Annotated in this window: 11 protein-coding genes; 4 read left to right on the forward strand and 7 right to left on the reverse strand. The window is 70.5% G+C overall.

What is annotated here, in order from left to right; translation table 11 throughout:
* Window positions 1–680: 680 nt before the first annotated feature.
* From AC6I9V_RS03755 to AC6I9V_RS03775, 5 genes are all read right to left on the reverse strand, one after another.
* Window positions 681–2,507 (reverse strand): ABC-F family ATP-binding cassette domain-containing protein, encoded by a 1,827-nt coding sequence (locus AC6I9V_RS03755; protein WP_349412531.1) that lies wholly within the window; start codon window positions 2,505–2,507, stop codon window positions 681–683.
* A gap of 84 nt (window positions 2,508–2,591) precedes the next feature.
* Window positions 2,592–3,554, reverse strand: a complete 963-nt coding sequence (locus AC6I9V_RS03760) for a 4-(cytidine 5'-diphospho)-2-C-methyl-D-erythritol kinase (protein ID WP_497898394.1) — start codon at window positions 3,552–3,554, stop codon at window positions 2,592–2,594.
* Between the two features lie 70 nt (window positions 3,555–3,624).
* On the reverse strand, window positions 3,625–4,536 hold the full coding sequence (gene rsmA, locus AC6I9V_RS03765; protein WP_497898395.1) for a 16S rRNA (adenine(1518)-N(6)/adenine(1519)-N(6))-dimethyltransferase RsmA: 912 nt from the start codon (window positions 4,534–4,536) through the stop codon (window positions 3,625–3,627).
* A 126-nt stretch (window positions 4,537–4,662) separates the two neighbouring features.
* Window positions 4,663–5,838, reverse strand: a complete 1,176-nt coding sequence (locus AC6I9V_RS03770) for a resuscitation-promoting factor (RefSeq protein WP_349412529.1) — start codon at window positions 5,836–5,838, stop codon at window positions 4,663–4,665.
* A 280-nt stretch (window positions 5,839–6,118) separates the two neighbouring features.
* Entirely contained in the window at window positions 6,119–7,051 is a 933-nt protein-coding gene (locus AC6I9V_RS03775; RefSeq protein ID WP_497898396.1) for a TatD family hydrolase, read from the reverse strand.
* 162 nt (window positions 7,052–7,213) lie between these two features.
* Between AC6I9V_RS03775 and AC6I9V_RS03780 the strand changes: the two genes are divergently transcribed.
* Genes AC6I9V_RS03780 through AC6I9V_RS03790 form a run of 3 tightly spaced genes read left to right on the forward strand, consistent with a single transcriptional unit; the run spans window position 7,214 to window position 12,312 of the window.
* On the forward strand, window positions 7,214–8,395 hold the full coding sequence (locus AC6I9V_RS03780) for an AAA family ATPase (protein ID WP_497898397.1): 1,182 nt from the start codon (window positions 7,214–7,216) through the stop codon (window positions 8,393–8,395).
* Window positions 8,396–8,410: 15 nt separating this feature from the next.
* Entirely contained in the window at window positions 8,411–9,796 is a 1,386-nt protein-coding gene (locus tag AC6I9V_RS03785; RefSeq protein WP_497898398.1) for a DUF58 domain-containing protein, read from the forward strand.
* Window positions 9,793–12,312 carry a transglutaminase TgpA family protein gene (locus AC6I9V_RS03790; protein WP_497898399.1) on the forward strand — a complete coding sequence of 840 codons (2,520 nt, stop codon included), beginning with the start codon at window positions 9,793–9,795 and terminating at the stop codon, window positions 12,310–12,312. Before AC6I9V_RS03785 ends, AC6I9V_RS03790 begins: the two co-directional genes overlap by 4 nt.
* Here AC6I9V_RS03790 and AC6I9V_RS03795 read toward each other — a convergent pair.
* A complete protein-coding gene (locus tag AC6I9V_RS03795; RefSeq protein WP_497898400.1) occupies window positions 12,309–13,808 on the reverse strand; it encodes an NAD-dependent succinate-semialdehyde dehydrogenase in 1,500 nt (499 codons plus the stop codon). The genes AC6I9V_RS03790 and AC6I9V_RS03795 overlap by 4 nt on opposite strands.
* A gap of 218 nt (window positions 13,809–14,026) precedes the next feature.
* Window positions 14,027–14,932, reverse strand: coding sequence for a 16S rRNA (cytidine(1402)-2'-O)-methyltransferase (gene rsmI, locus AC6I9V_RS03800; protein WP_497898401.1), 906 nt, complete (start codon window positions 14,930–14,932; stop codon window positions 14,027–14,029).
* Between the two features lie 59 nt (window positions 14,933–14,991).
* Between rsmI and AC6I9V_RS03805 the strand changes: the two genes are divergently transcribed.
* Window positions 14,992–16,746 carry a dolichyl-phosphate-mannose--protein mannosyltransferase gene (locus tag AC6I9V_RS03805; protein WP_497898402.1) on the forward strand — a complete coding sequence of 585 codons (1,755 nt, stop codon included), beginning with the start codon at window positions 14,992–14,994 and terminating at the stop codon, window positions 16,744–16,746.
* The last annotated feature ends 30 nt before the right edge of the window (window positions 16,747–16,776 follow it).

Here is a 16,776-nt window from a genome sequence, read left to right on the forward strand (position 1 = left end):
AGAACGCAGGGCCCCGAGGGACATGCCCATTTCTGGTCACGGGCAGTGGACATATACGCACTTTGCCCAACCCCTAGCCTGACCGCTGAGCATGTCCCGCGGTCCTGACGAGCGGGAACGGACATGCTCATTCCTCGAAGTGCAACTAGGACATGTCCAACCTTCCCCTCCGCGTCCACCCGCGGGACATGCTCATTCCTGGTCACGGGCAGTGGACATATACGCGATATGCCGACTCCTGAGTCTGTCCGCTCAGCATGTCCCGCGGTCCTGACGAGCGGGAACGGACATGCTCATTCCTCGGGAAGCAACTAGGACATGTCCAACCTTCCCCTCCGCGTCCACCCGAGGGACATGCCCATTCCTCGTCACGGGCAGTGGACATATACGCACTATGCCCATTCCTGAGCCGGTCCGCTGAGCATGTCCCTCAGTCCCGGAAGAGGGGAACGGACATGCTCATTCCTCGGGGTGCAACTAGGACATGTCCAACCGGCCCCTCCGCGGCCACCGCGGGACATGCTCATTCCTGGTCACGGGCAGTGGACATATACGCGATATGCCCATTCCTGAGCCTGCCCGCTGAGCATGTCCCGCGGTCCTGACGAGCGGGAACGGACATGCTCATTCCTCGGGGTGCAAACGGGACATGTCCGGCGAGAACGCGGCGCGCCCAGGGGCTATTCGCCGAGGACTTCGAGGGCCTCGAGCCACTCGAGTTCGAGGGCTTCGCGTTCTTCGGCGAGGGTTTTCAGCTTCTTGTTCAGCTCGGCCATGGCGTCGAAGTCGTTGTCTGCGGTGCTCTTGACCATCTGGGCGTGGATCTTGTCTTCCTGCTGGGTCAGTTTGCCCAACTGGCGGTCGATCCGGTTCTTGGCCTTGCGGGCGTCGCGCTTCTCGGCCTCCGAGGGGCCGGACGCGGCCGGGGCGGAACTGCCGCTCGCGGCGGTGACCGGGTTGCCGCCGCCGGTGATGGTGGAGCCGGCCATCGCCGACTCGCGCAGCTCAAGGTACTGGTCCACGCCGCGCGGCAGGGCGCGGATCTTGCCGTCGCCGAGCAGCGCCATCTGGTGGTCCGTGACGCGTTCAAGCAGGTAGCGGTCGTGGCTGACCACCACAAGGGTGCCCGGCCAGCCGTCCAGCACGTCTTCGACGGCGGCCAGCGTGTCGGTGTCGAGGTCGTTGGTGGGCTCGTCCAGCATCAGCACGTTCGGCTCCCCCACGAGCAGGCGCAGGAGCTGGAGCCGCCGTCGTTCACCGCCGGAAAGGTCCCTGACAGGGGTCCACTGCTTCTCGTTGGTGAAGCCGAGCTGCTCCACGATCTGGCCGGCGGTGAATTCCTTGCCGCCGACGTTGAAGGAACGCTTTTCGCGCTCGATCACCTCGATCACCCGCAGGTCCGAGACGTCGTCGAGCTCCTTGACCTCCTGGCTGAGGACCGCGGTGACCACGGTCTTGCCGCGCTTGACCTTCCCGGACGTCGGCTGGATCTCGCCGTTGAGCAGCTTGAGCAGGGTGGTCTTGCCGGCACCGTTGACACCCACCAGGCCGAGCCGCTCACCGGGGGCCAGCCGGAGCGTGATGTTGTCGAAGAGCTTCTGCCCGGCGGAGCCGCCGAGGAAGTCCAGCGAGACGTTTTCCAGGTCCAGCACGTCCTTGCCGAGCCGCGCGGTGGCCATCTTGCTCAGCGCCGTCGAGTCGCGCGGCTCCGGGACGTCGGCGATCAGGGCGTTGGCGGCCTCGATCCGGAACTTGGGCTTGGCGGTGCGGGCCGGGGCACCGCGGCGCAGCCAGGCGAGTTCCTTCTTGACCAGCTGCTGGCGCTTGCTTTCCATTACGGACGCGGACCGGTCGCGTTCGGCGCGGGCCAGGACGTAGGCGGCGTAGCCGCCGTCGAACGGGTCCATGATGCCGTCGTGGATTTCCCAGGTCTTGTTGCAGACTTCGTCGAGGAACCAGCGGTCGTGGGTGACCACGAGGAAGGCGCCCTGGTTGGGCCGCCAGCGGGTCTTCAGGTGCCGGGAGAGCCACGCGACGCCTTCGACGTCGAGGTGGTTGGTGGGCTCGTCGAGCATGATGACGTCGTGGTCCTCGATCAGCAGCTTGGCCAGCGCCACGCGCCGCTTCTGGCCGCCGGAGAGCGCGTGCACATTGGCGTGCCAGTCGACGTCGGAGACCAGGCCGCCCATGACCTCGCGGATCCGCGGGTTGCTGGCCCATTCGTAGTCGGCCTGGTCCCCGACGATCGCGGCGCCGACGGTGAGGTCGCCGTCGAGCACGTCGCTCTGGTCCAGGTAGCCGATATTGACCTCGCTGCGCTTGGTCACCCGGCCCGAGTCCGGGGTGGAGCGCATGGCGAGCAGCCGCATGAGGGTGGACTTGCCGTCGCCGTTGCGGCCCACCATGCCGATCCGGTCGCCCTCTTCAAGGCCGAGGGTAATGCCATCGAGGACGGTACGGGTTGCGTACGAGACCGTGAGGTTCTCGCCGCCGAGCAGGTGTGCCACGGGGAACTGCTTTCCTAGAGGTAATGGTGGAGCTGCGGGCGCTGATGGCGCGGGGTGGTTTTGCCGCCGCTGCGGCGAAAGCTATTAAAGGAGCGTATCGGAGATGATGCGGGCGCCGTGCACCGGCCCGTGGACCGCCAGGGCGTCGAGGCCGTGATGCCGCAACTCCCCGGCGAGGGACTCGGCGGCCGCCGCGCCGTGGGCCAACAGCGCCACCGTAGGCCCGGAGCCGGAGACGAGGCCGGCGATCGCGCCGCAGGATTCGCCGAGGCCCAGGACGTCGCGCAGCCCGGGGGCCAGCTCAATCGAGGCGCGCTGCAGGTCGTTGACGAGGACCCTGCTCAGCGCGTCGGCGTCGCCGCCGCGGAGGGCGGCGAGGACCCGCGGATCCACCGAGGTGGGCTCCTCGATGTCCACCCCTTCGGCGGCGCGCAGCCGGTCCAGGGTGCGGAATACCTCCGGCGTGGACAGGCCAAAGTCGGCGGTGACGAGGACCCAGTCCGTCTGCGCCTTGACCAGGGCGGGCGAGAGTTCGTCGCCGACGCCGAGCCCGACGGCGGTGCCTCCGAGCAGCGCGAACGGCACGTCGGCGCCGAGTTCCGCGGCCAGGTGGGCCAGTTCGTCGCGCGAGAGCCCGCTGTTCCAGAGCGCGTCGCAAGCCAGCAGGGTGGCCGCGGCATCGGCCGATCCGCCGCCCATGCCGCCGGCGACCGGCACGCGTTTGGTGATCTCCAGGTGGACGCCGGTGGAATGCTCCGAGACGTCGGCCATAATGGCCGCCGCCTTGTAGGCGAGGTTGCGCTCGTCGAGCGGGATGTCGACGCCGTCGAGGTCCAGGGTGCTGGCCGGGCTGATGCTGACCGTGATCCCGGGGGTGTCCGTGCTGGTGGCCGCGACTTCCTCGTAGAGCGACACTGCCAGGTAGACGCTGGCCACCGAGTGGTAGCCGTCGGCGCGCAGCGGCCCTACGTCCAGTGAGACGTTGACCTTGCCGGGTGCCTTGACCCGGACGGTCCTCGCGGAAAAGCGCCCTCTCACTGCGTTCATGGCTCCACGCTATGGCATGGCAGGCCGTGGCTCCAAGCAGGGCCGGCGGCTCCGGCGGCGGGGACCGCGGTCAGGAGGCGGGCCGGGCGTGCGCCTCGGCGATCCGGGCAAAGGCGGCAATGTCGAGCACTTCGCCGCGGGCGGTGGGATCGACGCCGGCGGCCCGGAGGCAGCGTTCGGCTTCCGCGGCGCTGCCGGCCCAGCCTGCCAGGGCGGCCCGGAGGGTCTTGCGCCGCTGGGCGAAGGCCGCGTCGATGACGGCGAAGACTTCTTCGCGGGTGGCGGTGGTGGCCGGCGGTTCCCGGCGGGTGAAGGCGACGAGCCCGGAGTGGATCTTGGGCGCCGGCCAGAAGACGTTCATCCCGATCACGCCGGCCTTGCGCATGCCGCTGTACCAGGCCGCCTTGACCGACGGGACGCCGTAGGTCTTGGAGCCCGGGGGCGCAGCCAGCCGGTCGGCAACTTCGTCCTGGACCATGACCAGGCCGTGCCGCAGGCTCGGGAAATGCTGCAGCAGGTGCAGGACGACCGGGACGGCGACGTTGTAGGGCAGGTTGGCGACCAGCGCCGTCGGCTGCACCGGAAGTTCGGTGACCTTCATCGCGTCGGCGAGGACAAGGTGGAAGTTTTCCCCGGCGTCGGGCCGCCACCGGCTGACGGTGGCGGGGAGCTTGCCGGCGAGCACCGGATCGATTTCGACGGCGACGACGGCCTTCGCGGCGTCCAGCAGGCCCAGGGTCAGCGAGCCGAGGCCCGGTCCGACCTCCAGGACCGTTTCGTCCGCGCCGATGTCCGCCGCGGCGACGATGCGCCGGATGGTGTTGCCGTCGATCACGAAGTTTTGGCCCAGCGTTTTGGTGGGGCGGACCCCGATTTCCTCGGCCAGCCTGCGGATGTCGGTGGCGCCAAGGAGGGGCGCGGGTGCGCCGGGGGGCAGCTTCCCGGCGGGCTCGACGGCGGCAGAGGGGGTGGGTTCAGTCACCTAGGTATCCTATCCCGCGGCGGCAACGCCCGAAGGCCGGCCCCGGGGGTCCGGGACCGGCCTCAACGGCCAGCCGAAGTCCTGCGCGGCGCAGGTCAGGCGCCGCGGGATTTCTAAGCGGGTTCGCTAGCGGGACGCCGCCCAGCCGCAGCCCCAAGGCTGCAGGCCGCGCTGGGCGTAGACGCGGTTGGCGATGTCGATCTGCTGGGCCTTGGTGGCCTGGCTGGCGTTGGGGGCGTAGGCGCCGCCGCCGGAGCCCACCCAGGTGCGGATGTCGAACTGCAGGCCGCCGTAGTAGCCGTTGCCGCTGTTGATGGACCAGTTGCCGCCGGACTCGCACTGGGCAATCTTGTCCCACATGGCTTCGTTCATCATGGCCGGGGCCGCGGCGCCGGTGTTGGCGGCGGCTTCAGCCTTGGGCTTCTCCTTCGTGCCGACCGTGACCTTTTCGGTCACCGGCTGGAGGGTGATGTTCTGGGAAACCAGGGTCCGGGAGGCTTCGCGGCCGTCCACCAGCACGAGTTTGAAGCTCTTGCTGATGCTTCCGGCGGCACCGGCCTGGGTGACCTTCTTCTCTCCCTTGAGCATGGCCGCGTCTTCGGTGGTGAGGGTCTCGAACGGGATGGCCTCGGTGGCGTCCGCGGTCTTGGTGGCGTCGACCCGGGACACCTTGACGACCATGTTGTTGACCACGGGGGCGTTGGCCGGCTGCGAGGTGCGGTCGCTGGCGCCGAGCTTGATGCCGGCGTCGGCGAGCAGGTTCCCGACGGTGGCCGCGGTGGTGGTGGTCTGGGTGGCCTTGCCGTCGGCGACGATGGTCACGGATTTCGGCGTCGAGATGCTGACGAAGGAGCCCGAGACGGCGAGCTGCGCGTCCTTGGGGGCGGAAACTTCCGAGGCGCTGGCGACGCCGAGTTCGCTCACGAGGGACTCCACCGTGGGCGCGGTGGTGTTGATGGTCCGCTCGGCGCCGTCCACGCTGACCTTCACGGCCTTGGCGAGGTTGACGTTGATAACGGATCCGTCCTGCACATGGGACTCGGCCGAGGGCGAGACCTTGTCGGCGGACTGCAGTTCCACTTTGGCGCCCCGGACCACCTGGCCGACGGTGCCGCCGAAGGTCTGGACGGAGCTCACTTTGCCGTCGACGTTCAGGGTGACCGTCTTGTTGTTGCCAACGAAGGCGACGAGGCCCAGCACGAGTGCCACGAGCACCACCAGCTGCGCGCCGACCTTGACGAAACTGACCTTGCCGTCCGAGGTGAAGAACTTGACCACGATTGCCCATATCTTTTGGACCATCCGGGCACGGGGATAAGCACCCACGCCTCCCCTGCGCAAAAACCCCCAGGGCAGCTCCGGACGGGTCCGGATATTTGCGGAAAACGCGGGTACCGCCACACCCCCAAACGAGAGCGCACACGTGGATTGTTTACCGCGGTGCGCGCCCGGAGGGAGTGAAATTATCCGAAGGCCTTCCCCGACCCCGGCTAATAGTTGACCACTGTAACCGTAGCGTTATAAACCAGCCAAGATTTTGTGCATACCCGGTATGTTGCCAGAGTGACGCCGGGGGATGGATTTAGTCCCAGGATCCGTACGCCTGCAAGGTGTTTTCGGCCAGCTGGGCACACAGCCCGGAGAGCTCCCGGCCTGTCAATTCGGCCATCGCCCGGACCGTGTACGGAACCATGTAGCTGGCGTTGGGCCTGCCGCGGTGCGGGTGCGGGGTGAGGAACGGGGCGTCCGTCTCGACCAACAGCCGGCCGGGTTCGGCGATGGCCAGCGCCGCCCGCAGGTCCGCCGCGTTCTTGAACGTCACCGTCCCGGCGAAGGACATGTACCAGCCCTCGCTGTTGCAGGTGCGGGCCAGGTCCTCGCCGCCGGAGAAGCAGTGGAAGACCACTCGCTCCGGGGGCCCTTCTTCACGGAGCACCTGAACGACGTCGTTATGGGCGTCGCGGTCATGGATCTGGAGCGTCAAGCCCAGCCGCTTGGCGATGTCGATGTGGCGTCGGAACGAGTACCGCTGCTGGGCCAGCCCCTCCCCCTCGGTGCGGAAGAAGTCCAGGCCGGTCTCGCCGATGGCCCGGATCCGCGGGTGGGAGGCGAGGGCCTCGATTTCGGCGAGGGCCTCCTCCAGCTCGCCGCGGGCGGCGTAGGCAGGGGCGTCGTTGGGGTGCATCGCGACGGCGCCGAGCAGCCGGGAGTCCTGATCCACCGCCTGCACGGTGAACCGGGAGGATTCGAGGTCGCAGCCGACCTGCACCGCGCCCCGCACCCCCACGGCCTCGGCGGCGTCGAGGGCGTCCTTGATGCTGACCGCCGGACCCCCCAGGGAGTAGTCCGCGCCCGGGAAGTCCAGGTGCGTGTGGTTGTCCATGACGGGCACCGGCAAGGGCTCCGGCGCCGGCGGGTACGCTTTCCGGCTGGACGGGCCGGTTCCGGAGGGACCGCCGTCGGCCGCGTCGCTGCCGGTCGCACGGAAAGGGGCGGGAGTCAGCGGATTGCACATTCTTCCAGCCTAGCTGCGGGCCGCGCGGAGATTTACCCGGAACTCTCTGTCTGCATCGTCAGTTGTGTTAGTACGCTGTTAGGAACACAGGCGTGCACGAGATGGGGTTCCCGGCAGTCGCTGCCGCTCCGCCCGGGCCGCACCAGGGCTGAAAGGCTGCCGATGGACTACCACCGACGCACCTCCGTAGACGAAGCACTGCCTGAACGGCAGGGCTTCCCGCACGAGCCGGCCGGGTCCGGAGCCGGAAGCACCGCCGGAACCGGAGCCCCGAGCGCCAACGGCAACGGCCGCAGGCAGCCGGGGCCCGCACTGCCCGCGCCGATGGAGTCCGAGGCTTTCCACGCCGCCAGCGAACGCATCCTGCGCGCCATCAACACCGTGATCGACGGCAAGGCCGAGGCGGCAAAGCTGGCGCTGACCGTGCTGCTCGCCCAGGGCCACCTGCTGCTGGAGGACGTCCCGGGCGTGGGCAAGACCCTGCTGGCGAAGACCCTGGCCCGCACCATCGACTGCTCGGTCAGCCGGATCCAGTTCACCCCGGACCTGCTGCCTTCCGATGTCACCGGCGTCTCCATCTACAACCAGGCGTCCCGGATGTTCGAGTTCCGGCCGGGTGCCGTGTTCGCGAACATCGTGATCGGCGACGAGATCAACCGCGCCTCCGCCAAGACCCAGTCGGCCCTGCTGGAGTGCATGGAGGAGCACCAGGTCACGGTGGACGGAAACTCCTACAAGCTGGACGAGCCCTTTATGGTGGTGGCCACCCAGAACCCGATCGAGATGGAGGGCACCTACCCGCTCCCGGAGGCGCAGCGGGACCGCTTTATGGCCCGCATCTCGATGGGCTACCCGGACAAGGACTCCGAGATGGAGATGCTGGAAACCCACCAGGCCACCTCCCCGCTCGCCCGCGTGACGGCCGTGGTCACCGCGGACGAGGTGGCGTCCATGATCGCCACCGTCCAGCAGGTGTACGTGTCCCAGTCGATCAAGGAGTACACGGTCGCGCTGGGCCGCGCCACGAGGGAAAGCTCCATGCTCCGGCTCGGCGCCAGCCCACGGTCCATGCTGCAGCTGCTGCGCGCCGCGAAGGCCACCGCCGCCCTGGCGGGCCGGGATTTTGTGCTGCCGGACGACGTCGTGAGCGTCGCGGAATCGGTGCTGGCGCACCGGATCATCCTGGACCGCAAGGCGGCCAGCGCGGGCGAGACGCCGCAGAGCGTCATCCGGGCCATCCTGGCGAAGGTGCCGGTGGGACAGGACGGGGCGCCGGCCCGGACGGGGCGTGGGAACGGACGGCCCCGCTCCGCCGCGCAGCCCGCCGCGAACCCCACAAGCTAGGGAGCTGGCGCGGCTGTGGCGTTGCTGGACCGTTTTCCGAGGCACATCTTCAGCCCGCGCGGCTGGGGCCTGCTCGGCACGGGAATCGTGTCCCTGCTGGCCGCCCAGGTGATGGGGCGCCGCGACCTGCTGGCCCTGGCCCTGCTCCTGCTGGTACTGCCGTTGCTGTCCCTCGCCGGTACCCGGGTGCTCAAGCCCCGGTTCCAGGTCTACCGGGAGTTCAATCCCTCCCCGGTCGAAACGTCCGCCACCACCACGGTCCGCCTGGCGGTGGCCCGCACCGGGGCGGGGACCGGCCACGCCCTCATGGAGGAGCAACTGCCGTCCCGGTTCGGGCAGTCCCCGGTTTTCCGTTTCCCCGCCCGGACCGCCACCGCCGGGTCCAGCCGCTACGAGTACCAGCTGCGGAGCGCGAAGCGCGGCCAGTTCCTGATCGGACCGGTCACGGCCGAGTTCAGCGACCCCTTCGGGCTCTCCGTCCACCGCCACGCGATCGACGCCGGCGATGTCCTGACCGTCACCCCGGCCGCCGTCGACCTGCCCGAAACCGGGCTGGCCGGCGCACGCGGGCACGACGGCGTCACGGCGACGCGCATCCGCGCCAACCCCAGCGACGACGACGTGATGACCCGGGAGTACCGGAGCGGTGATCCGATGCGCCGGGTGCACTGGGCGGCGACCGCGCGCCATGGTTCCCTGATGGTGCGCCAGGAGGAATCCGTCACCACCCCGGAGGCCACCATCATCCTGGACCAGCGGTTCCTGGCCTACTCCCACGGCGCCGGGTACGTCTCCGGCGGCGCCGCGGCCGATGCGCACGACCTCGTCACCACGGATGCGTTCGAGTGGGCCGTGACCGCCGTCATGTCCATCAGCACCCACCTCGGCGAGCGCAACTATGCGCTGCGCTGCCTGGACCCGGCGGGCGACCCGGCGTTCCTGCATTCGCCCTCGGCGCCCGAACCGGAAGCCGACGAGTACGCCGGCGCCGGCGGCCTGCAGTCCATTGCGGAGAGCCTGGCGGCGATCGGGCTCAGGGGACCGAGCCACCCGGGCGCCGACGCCGGACCGCAGCCGTTCGATGACCGGCTGATGGACAAACTTTCGGCGCACCGGCTGCGCGGGCCCATCCTCGCAATCCTGGGGCGGCTTTCGGCGGCCGAGGCGGCGGCCCTTGCCCCGGCGGCAGGGTTCGGCGCGAACGCCTTCGCCCTGGTCATCACCGACGGCGCGGCGGACACCGGCCCGGTCCTGGAGATTCTGCGCCGCGGCGGCTGGCGCGCCGCGGCCGTCACCGCGGCCACACCGCTGGCCGCCGCCTGGTCGGCCTTCGACCAGGGCGGAAGCCCGGGGCTCACGGCGGCCGCCGATGTGCGCCGCGGGGCGGCGGGCCGGCGATGACCCTGGCACCTCAGCGCACTCCGGCCGCCGGGAGCCCCGCGACCGACGCGGGGCAGCGTCCCGCGCCAGCACCGGGCGGCGCCGGCCGGCCGAACCCGGCCGTCGTCGAACCATGGGCGATGGGGCTCGCCGTCGCGGTGGCGGTGGCGGGGGCCGCCCTGGGACTGAACGGCGTGCTGCGCGGCTGGGCGTGGTTCCCGGCGGTGCTCACCACGGTCTTCACGGTGGCCGTGACGCTGGCGGCGCTCCGGGCCCTGCGGCTGCGCGGCGTCCTGGTCGGCGCGGGCGGGTTCCTGGCGCTGGCCCTGGTCCTGACGTTTACCTTTTTCCGGCAGCACAGCATCGCCGGTTTTATCCCTTCCGGTGACACCATGGCCCAGCTGCAGCGCTATCTGCGGCGGGCCAGCGAGACGGTCCTGGCCGAGAGCACCCCGGTGGCACCCAACGCCGGCATTGTGATGCTGATCTGCGGCGTCCTGGGCCTGCTGGTCATCCTGATCGACGCGCTCGCCCTGCCGCTCTCGTTGCCGGCCACCAGCGGGCTCGGGATCCTGGCCATCCTGGTGGTCCCAGCGATGGTTAAGCCGCAGAGCGTCGGCTGGCTGGGTTTCACCGGGGCGGCGGTGGGCTACCTGATGATCCTGGCCTGCAGCCACTGGTTCCACCCGGGTGCCGGGGCACGCACGGATACGGCGCGCAACCCGGGCCAGCTCCGGCGCGCCACCCTGACCGGGGCGATGGCGCTGGCCCTGACGCTGCTGCTGCAGCTGGTTGTCCCGGGCTTCGACCAGGGCATCTTCCCGCAGGGCTCCCGGCTGAATCCCTGGGGCACCGCGAACGGCCTGAACCCGATGATCAGCTTGGGCAACAGCCTGCGCAGCCCCACCGGCACCGGCCGGATCACCTATGCGACGAACGCCGCCACGGCGCCCTACCTGCGCTCGGTCACCGTGGACAGCTTCGACGGCGATTCCTGGTCACCGGATGACCGGGACGCCAGCCGCAGGGTGGGCACCGGGAGGATCGACCCGGGGGTCGACTCGACCGTCGAGGAGCAGGTCAGGGTGGTCACGGCCGTCAATGCCGGCCAGTTCACCAGCCCGTACCTGCCGGTCCCCTACGCGCCGGAGGCGGTCAACGGGCTGACCGGCCGGTGGAGTTGGGACCCGGCAACGCTGAGCATCAAGGGCGTGGACCAGAATTCCCGCAACCAGCAGTATGTGGTGATGTCTGTGGCGCCGAAGCTGACGCCTGCCACCCTGGCGCAGTCCTCGGCACCGGTGCGCGGCATTGCGGACACCTTCACCCGGGTTCCCGGCAACGTCCCGCAGATTGTGCGCCAGACCGCGGACACGGTCACTGCCGGGAGCAGTACCAGCTACGCCAAGGCGATGGCGATCCAGAAGTACCTGCGGTCCGTGGAGTTCCGCTACTCGCTCCAGTCCCCCGTCCAGGGCGGCTACGACGGCAACGGGCTGTCGGTGCTGGCCGACTTCCTGGCCGCCAAGAGCGGCTACTGCATCCACTTCGCCTCGGCCATGGCCGTGATGGCACGGCTGGAAGGCATCCCGAGCCGGATAGCCGTCGGCTACGCACCGGGCCGCGCCACCGGAGCGACGGTGTCGCTCGCGGGCCAGGGGGCGCTGCCGGAGTACGAGGTTGATGCCCGCGACGCGCACGCCTGGCCGGAGCTGTACTTCCAGGGCGTCGGGTGGGTGGCGTTCGAGCCGACGCCCTCGCGCGGCGTGGTGCCGGCCTACGCCGTCGAGCCGGCCGCGCCCAGCGGCGCCAGCACCAACGAGAACAATGACGGCCTGTTCCCCACGGGCGACCCCAAGCCCACCGCGGCCCCGGCTCCGGCCCCGCTGCCGCTGCCCGGCCCCGGCGGTGAGGCCCGTTCCGGGAACCGGTTCGCCCCGCTGCTCTACGGCACCGGCGGGCTGCTGCTGGTGCTGCTGCTGCTCGCAAGCCCGGCGCTGGCCCGCCGCGGCCTCCGGCAGCGCCGGCTGCAGCTGGCGGGGGCGGCCGGCGGAGGTGCGGCACCGGCCTGGGCGGAGCTGCAGGACCTGGCCACGGACTTCCGAGTTCCGCCGGGCGAGAGCGAGACTCCGCGGCATTTCGCCGCACGGTTGAGCGGGACGGCCGCGCTCGGCGGCGTGGACGCGCTCGGCGGCGTGGACGGGATCGGCGGCACGGACGCGGGGGCGCGGGGCGCCGTGGCGGAACTCACCGCGGACTTTGAACGCCAGCAGTACGGCCGGCCCGGCGCGGAGACCGCGGCCGGCGGCGCGGCCGCGGACCGGATTGCCCTGGTCCGGGAGTCCCTGCGGGAAAACGCGTCGTGGTGGACGCGGCTGCGCGCCATCTGGCTGCCGCCGTCGCTGCTGGCACGCTGGCGGCGCCGGGCGTCGACGCCGCTGCGCGCGGTCTCGGGGCCGGCGAGGGGCGCCGGGCGGGCCGCCGCGGAGGCCTGGTCCAGGATCCGCGACGCCGCCCGCCGGCTCCGCCGCGGCTAGCCGGCGTAGGGGTCCGCGATCCCGATGTACTGGGTGTAGAGGTATTCCTCGATGCCTTCGAGGCCGCCCTCGCGCCCGAGGCCGGACTGCTTGACACCGCCGAACGGGGCGGCCGCGTTGGACACCACGCCGGCGTTCAGGCCCAGCATGCCGGTCTCGAGCCTTTCGCCCATCCGGATGCCCCGGTTCAGGTCGCGGGTGAAGACGTAGGCCACCAGCCCGTACTCGGTGTTGTTCGCGAGCCGTACGGCTTCGTCCTCGGTGTCGAAGGTGATGATCGGGGCGACCGGGCCGAAGATCTCCTCGGACAGGATCCGGGTGCCCTCGGTCACGCCGGTGAGGATCGTGGGCTGGTAGAAGTAACCGGGGCCCTCGACGGCGGCGCCGCCCAGCACCGCGACCGCGCCGGCGGAGACCGCGTCGGTGACCAGTTCGTGGACTTTGTCGCGGCTCTTCGCATCGATCAGCGGCCCGACCTTGGATTCGGCCTCGGTGCCCCGGGCCGTGGTCATCTCCGCCATCTTCGCGGCGAACTTCTCCGCGAACTCACCGGCCACGGACTCGTGCACAATGAACCGGTTGGCCGCGGTGCAGGCCTCCCCCATGTTGCGCAGCTTCGCCAGCATCGCCCCGGCCACGGCCGCATCGACGTCGGCGTCCGCGAACACCACAAACGGGGCGTTGCCGCCGAGCTCCATCGAGGTCCGCAGCACCGTCCCGGACGCGTCCGCGAGCAGCCGCCGGCCGACCTCGGTGGAACCGGTGAAGGAAAGCTTGCGCAGCCGGGAGTCCTTGATCAGCGGCCCCGTCGTGGCGCCGGCCGTCGAGGTCGGGATCACGTTCAGCACGCCGGCCGGCAGGCCGGCTTCAAGCATCACGGCGGCGAACAGCTGCGAGGTCAGCGGGGTCAGGTTCGCGGACTTCAGCACCATGGTGCAGCCGGCCGCGACGGCGGGGGCGATCTTGCGCGTGGCCATGGCCAGCGGGAAGTTCCACGGCGTGATCAGCAGGCACGGGCCCACCGGCTTTTTAGTCACCAGCAGCCGGGACTTGCCGTCCGGGGACACCGAGTACCGGCCGAAGGCACGGACGGCTTCCTCGGAGAACCAGCGCAGGAACTCCGCGCCGTAGGTGACCTCGCCGCGGGCCTCGGCCAGCGGCTTGCCCATCTCCAGGGTCATCAGCAGCGCGAAGTCATCGGCCCGTTCGGTGACGAGGTCGAAGGCGCGGCGCAGGATTTCCCCGCGCTCCCGCGGCGGGACCTTGGCCCAGGACTCCTGCGCGGCGGCGGCCGCGTCCAGGGCGGCGGCGCCGTCCTCGGGCCCGGCATCGGCCAGGCTCAGCAGCACCTTGCCGGTGGCGGGATCCTCGACGTCGAACGTCTTGCCGGTCGCGGCCGGACGCCACTGTCCGTCAATCAGCAGGCCGGTCGGCACGGAGGCCAGCAGTGCGGCTTCGCGCTCCGCGGTAACGGTGGGCTGGGCAGTTACAGTCACAATGACTCCCTCGTCGGCAGTGGGTTCGGAAATTTCTGATCGGCCTGCAGCGGCTTGGCGCCGCAGGCCCGGACTACTGCCACGGTACTGCCCGATTCTCGGCAGTGTCTACGCGTCTGCGCACTAGCACGCGGCCGTTTCGCTGTGCAGCTGCACAAGGGCGGATGCGGGCCGCCGCCGGGCCCGGTGCGTGCGACGCGGCCGGCGCCGTCGCGGGGTCAGCGTGCGGCGAGAACGGCCGCGTAGAGTTCGCGTTTGCTGATCCGCGCGTCCTCGGCGACGGCGGCGACCGCCTCTTTCAGCCGGATGCCCTGGGCAATGAGCGCGTTGACGGCGGCGACATGGTCCTCGGGTTTGCCCGGCTCCCGTTCGGGCGCGCCTCCCACCACGACGGCGATCTCGCCGCGGACCTCGTTGTTCTCGGCCCATTCGAGGAGTTCGTGCACGGTCCCGCGGATGACCTCTTCGTAGGTTTTGGTCAGTTCCCGGCAGACGGCCGCGCGCCGCCCGGCGCCGAAGCGTTCGTGCAGGGCCCGGAGCATGGGCTCAAGCCGGTGCGGCGCCTCGAAAAACACCATGGTGCGCCGTTCGGCGTCGAGGTCCGCGAGCCGCGAGGCCCGTTCCCCGGCTTTGCGCGGCAGGAAACCCTCAAAGCAGAAGCGGTCCGTGGGCAGCCCTGAGAGGGCGAGCGCCGTCAGCACGGCCGAGGGTCCGGGGACGGCGGTGACGGTGAGCCCGGCGGCGACGGCGCCCTCCACCAGCCGGAAGCCGGGGTCCGAGACCGCGGGCATGCCCGCGTCGGTCACCATGACCAGGGTCTTTCCGGAGCGCACCTGGTCCAGGAGTTCGCCGGTCTTGGCCGCCTCATTGTGCTCGTGGTAGCTGATCACCCGGCCGGCCACGGTGATGCCGAGGCTTTGCACCAGCCGGTGCAGCCGCCGGGTGTCCTCGGCGGCGACGATATCCGCCGTCTCGAGCAGCCCGATCAGCCGGGCGGAGGCATCCCCGACGTTGCCGATCGGGGTGGCGGCCAGCACAATCCGGCCCGGACCGGCGGGCGCCCCCGCTGCCGGAACGGCGTCGTCGGGGGCAAGGGAAGGGGAAGTGCTTTGCTCGGGGTCCACCCCACCAGCCTACTGCCGGCCGCCGCGCGGGACCGACGATCCCGGCGGCGAAAGGTAGCATGGGCAACGTGACGCAGACCCCCATGCGGCCTGCCGAGGCCGGTTCAGCCGCATCGGCGCCCGACGACGCCCACCCGGACCGCACCCGCCCCGCCGGAACTCCGGGGCCCGCCAGACCCGGGCGCAACCTTGAGGGGCACCGCTGGATCAGCCGTCCCGCGGACGGGTTCACGGTCGAGGCGCTCACGCAGCGGCTGGTCGGCGATATCCGCAGCTGGCGGGACTACCCGGCCTCGCTGCGCCTGTGGTTCTGGCTGATCCCCGCCCTGGCCGCGCTGCTCGGCGGGATCCTGCGCTTCGTCCGGCTGGACGCCCCGCACAACCTGGTCTTCGACGAAACCTACTACGTCAAGGACGGCTACTCGTTCCTGGTCAGCGGCTACGAACGGGCCTGGCCGGACAAGGCCAACGACGCCTTCATCGCGGGCAACCCCGGTGTGCTGCTCGAGACCCCCGAGTACGTGGTCCATCCGCCGGTGGGCAAGTGGATGATCGCCGCCGGGATGTGGCTGTTCGGGCCGGAGAGCTCCTTCGGCTGGCGCTTCGGCGCCGCCCTGACCGGCACCCTGTCCATCTTCCTGCTCGCGCTGATCGCGCAGAAGCTGTTCCGCTCACTCACCCTCGGCGCGGTGGCCGGCGTGCTGCTGGCGGTCGACGGCCACCACCTCGTGATGTCCCGCACCTCGCTGCTGGACATCTTCCTGATGTTCTGGGTCCTGGCCGCCTTCGGCGCGCTCCTGATGGACCGCGACGACGGCCGCCGAAGGCTCGCGGCGCGCCTCGCCCGGCAGGCCGCCGCCTCCCCCGGCGGGGTGCCGTCCCGGCTGCAGCTCGCCGCCGGGCCGTGGCTGGGGATCCGCTGGTGGCGGCTGGCCGCCGGCGTCTGCCTGGGCCTGGCGGTCGGCACCAAATGGTCCGCACTGTTCTTCCTGGCCGGCTTCGGCCTGCTGACGGTCCTCTGGGACCTGAGCGCGCGCCGGATCGCGGGCGTGCACGGCTGGATCACCGGCGGCATCCTCAAGGACGGCCTCCTCGCCTTCCTGAGCATCGTCCCCGTTGCGGCCCTGGTCTACACGGCCACCTGGACCGGCTGGTTCCGCTCCGCCAACGCCTACTTCCGGCACTGGGCCGAGGCCAACCCCTCGGCGGAATGGGGCTGGCTTCCGGATTCGCTCCGCTCGCTGGCGCACTACCACCTGGAGGCGTACAAGTTCCACCAGGGCCTCAACGCGGAGCACCCGTACGAGGCGAGCGCCTGGAGCTGGCTGGTGCTGGGCCGGCCGACGTCGTTCTTCTACGAGTCGCCCAAGCAGGGAACCGGCGGCTGCGAGCTGCCCAGCTGCACCTCGGCAATCCTCTCGGTCGGCAACCCGCTGATCTGGTGGAGCGCGGCCGTCTGCCTGGGCGTGCTGCTGTTCTGGTGGGCGGGCCGCCGCGACTGGCGAGCCGGGGCCATCCTGGCTGCCGTGGGCACCGGCTACCTGCCCTGGTTCCTGTACCCGGAACGCACCATGTTCTTCTTCTACGCGGTGTCCTTCGAACCATTCCTGGTCCTGGCCCTCACCTACTGCCTGGGCCTGGTGCTGGGCCGGCGCACGGACCCGCTCTGGCGGCGCCGCTCCGGCCTGTTCCTGGTGGCGCTGTTCGTTGTGGCCGCCGTGCTGCTCTCGGCGTTCTTCTACCCCGTGTGGACCGCTGAGCTCATTTCCTACCAGGACTGGCGCTTGCGGATGTGGATGCCGTCCTGGATCTAGGGCAGGATTACTAACGGAGCCCGGGGCCGC

This window comes from Arthrobacter sp. SlRoot2-15, assembly GCF_059739345.1.

Coding starts and splice junctions, on each gene's coding strand:
- AC6I9V_RS03790 (WP_497898399.1), top strand. CDS start 9,793: ATGACCCTGGCACCTCAGCGCACTCCGGCCGCCGGGAGCCCCGCGACC.
- AC6I9V_RS03775 (WP_497898396.1), bottom strand. CDS start 7,051: ATGTGCAATCCGCTGACTCCCGCCCCTTTCCGTGCGACCGGCAGCGAC.
- AC6I9V_RS03760 (WP_497898394.1), bottom strand. CDS start 3,554: ATGAACGCAGTGAGAGGGCGCTTTTCCGCGAGGACCGTCCGGGTCAAG.
- AC6I9V_RS03780 (WP_497898397.1), top strand. CDS start 7,214: ATGGACTACCACCGACGCACCTCCGTAGACGAAGCACTGCCTGAACGG.
- AC6I9V_RS03805 (WP_497898402.1), top strand. CDS start 14,992: ATGGGCAACGTGACGCAGACCCCCATGCGGCCTGCCGAGGCCGGTTCA.
- AC6I9V_RS03770 (WP_349412529.1), bottom strand. CDS start 5,838: ATGGTCCAAAAGATATGGGCAATCGTGGTCAAGTTCTTCACCTCGGAC.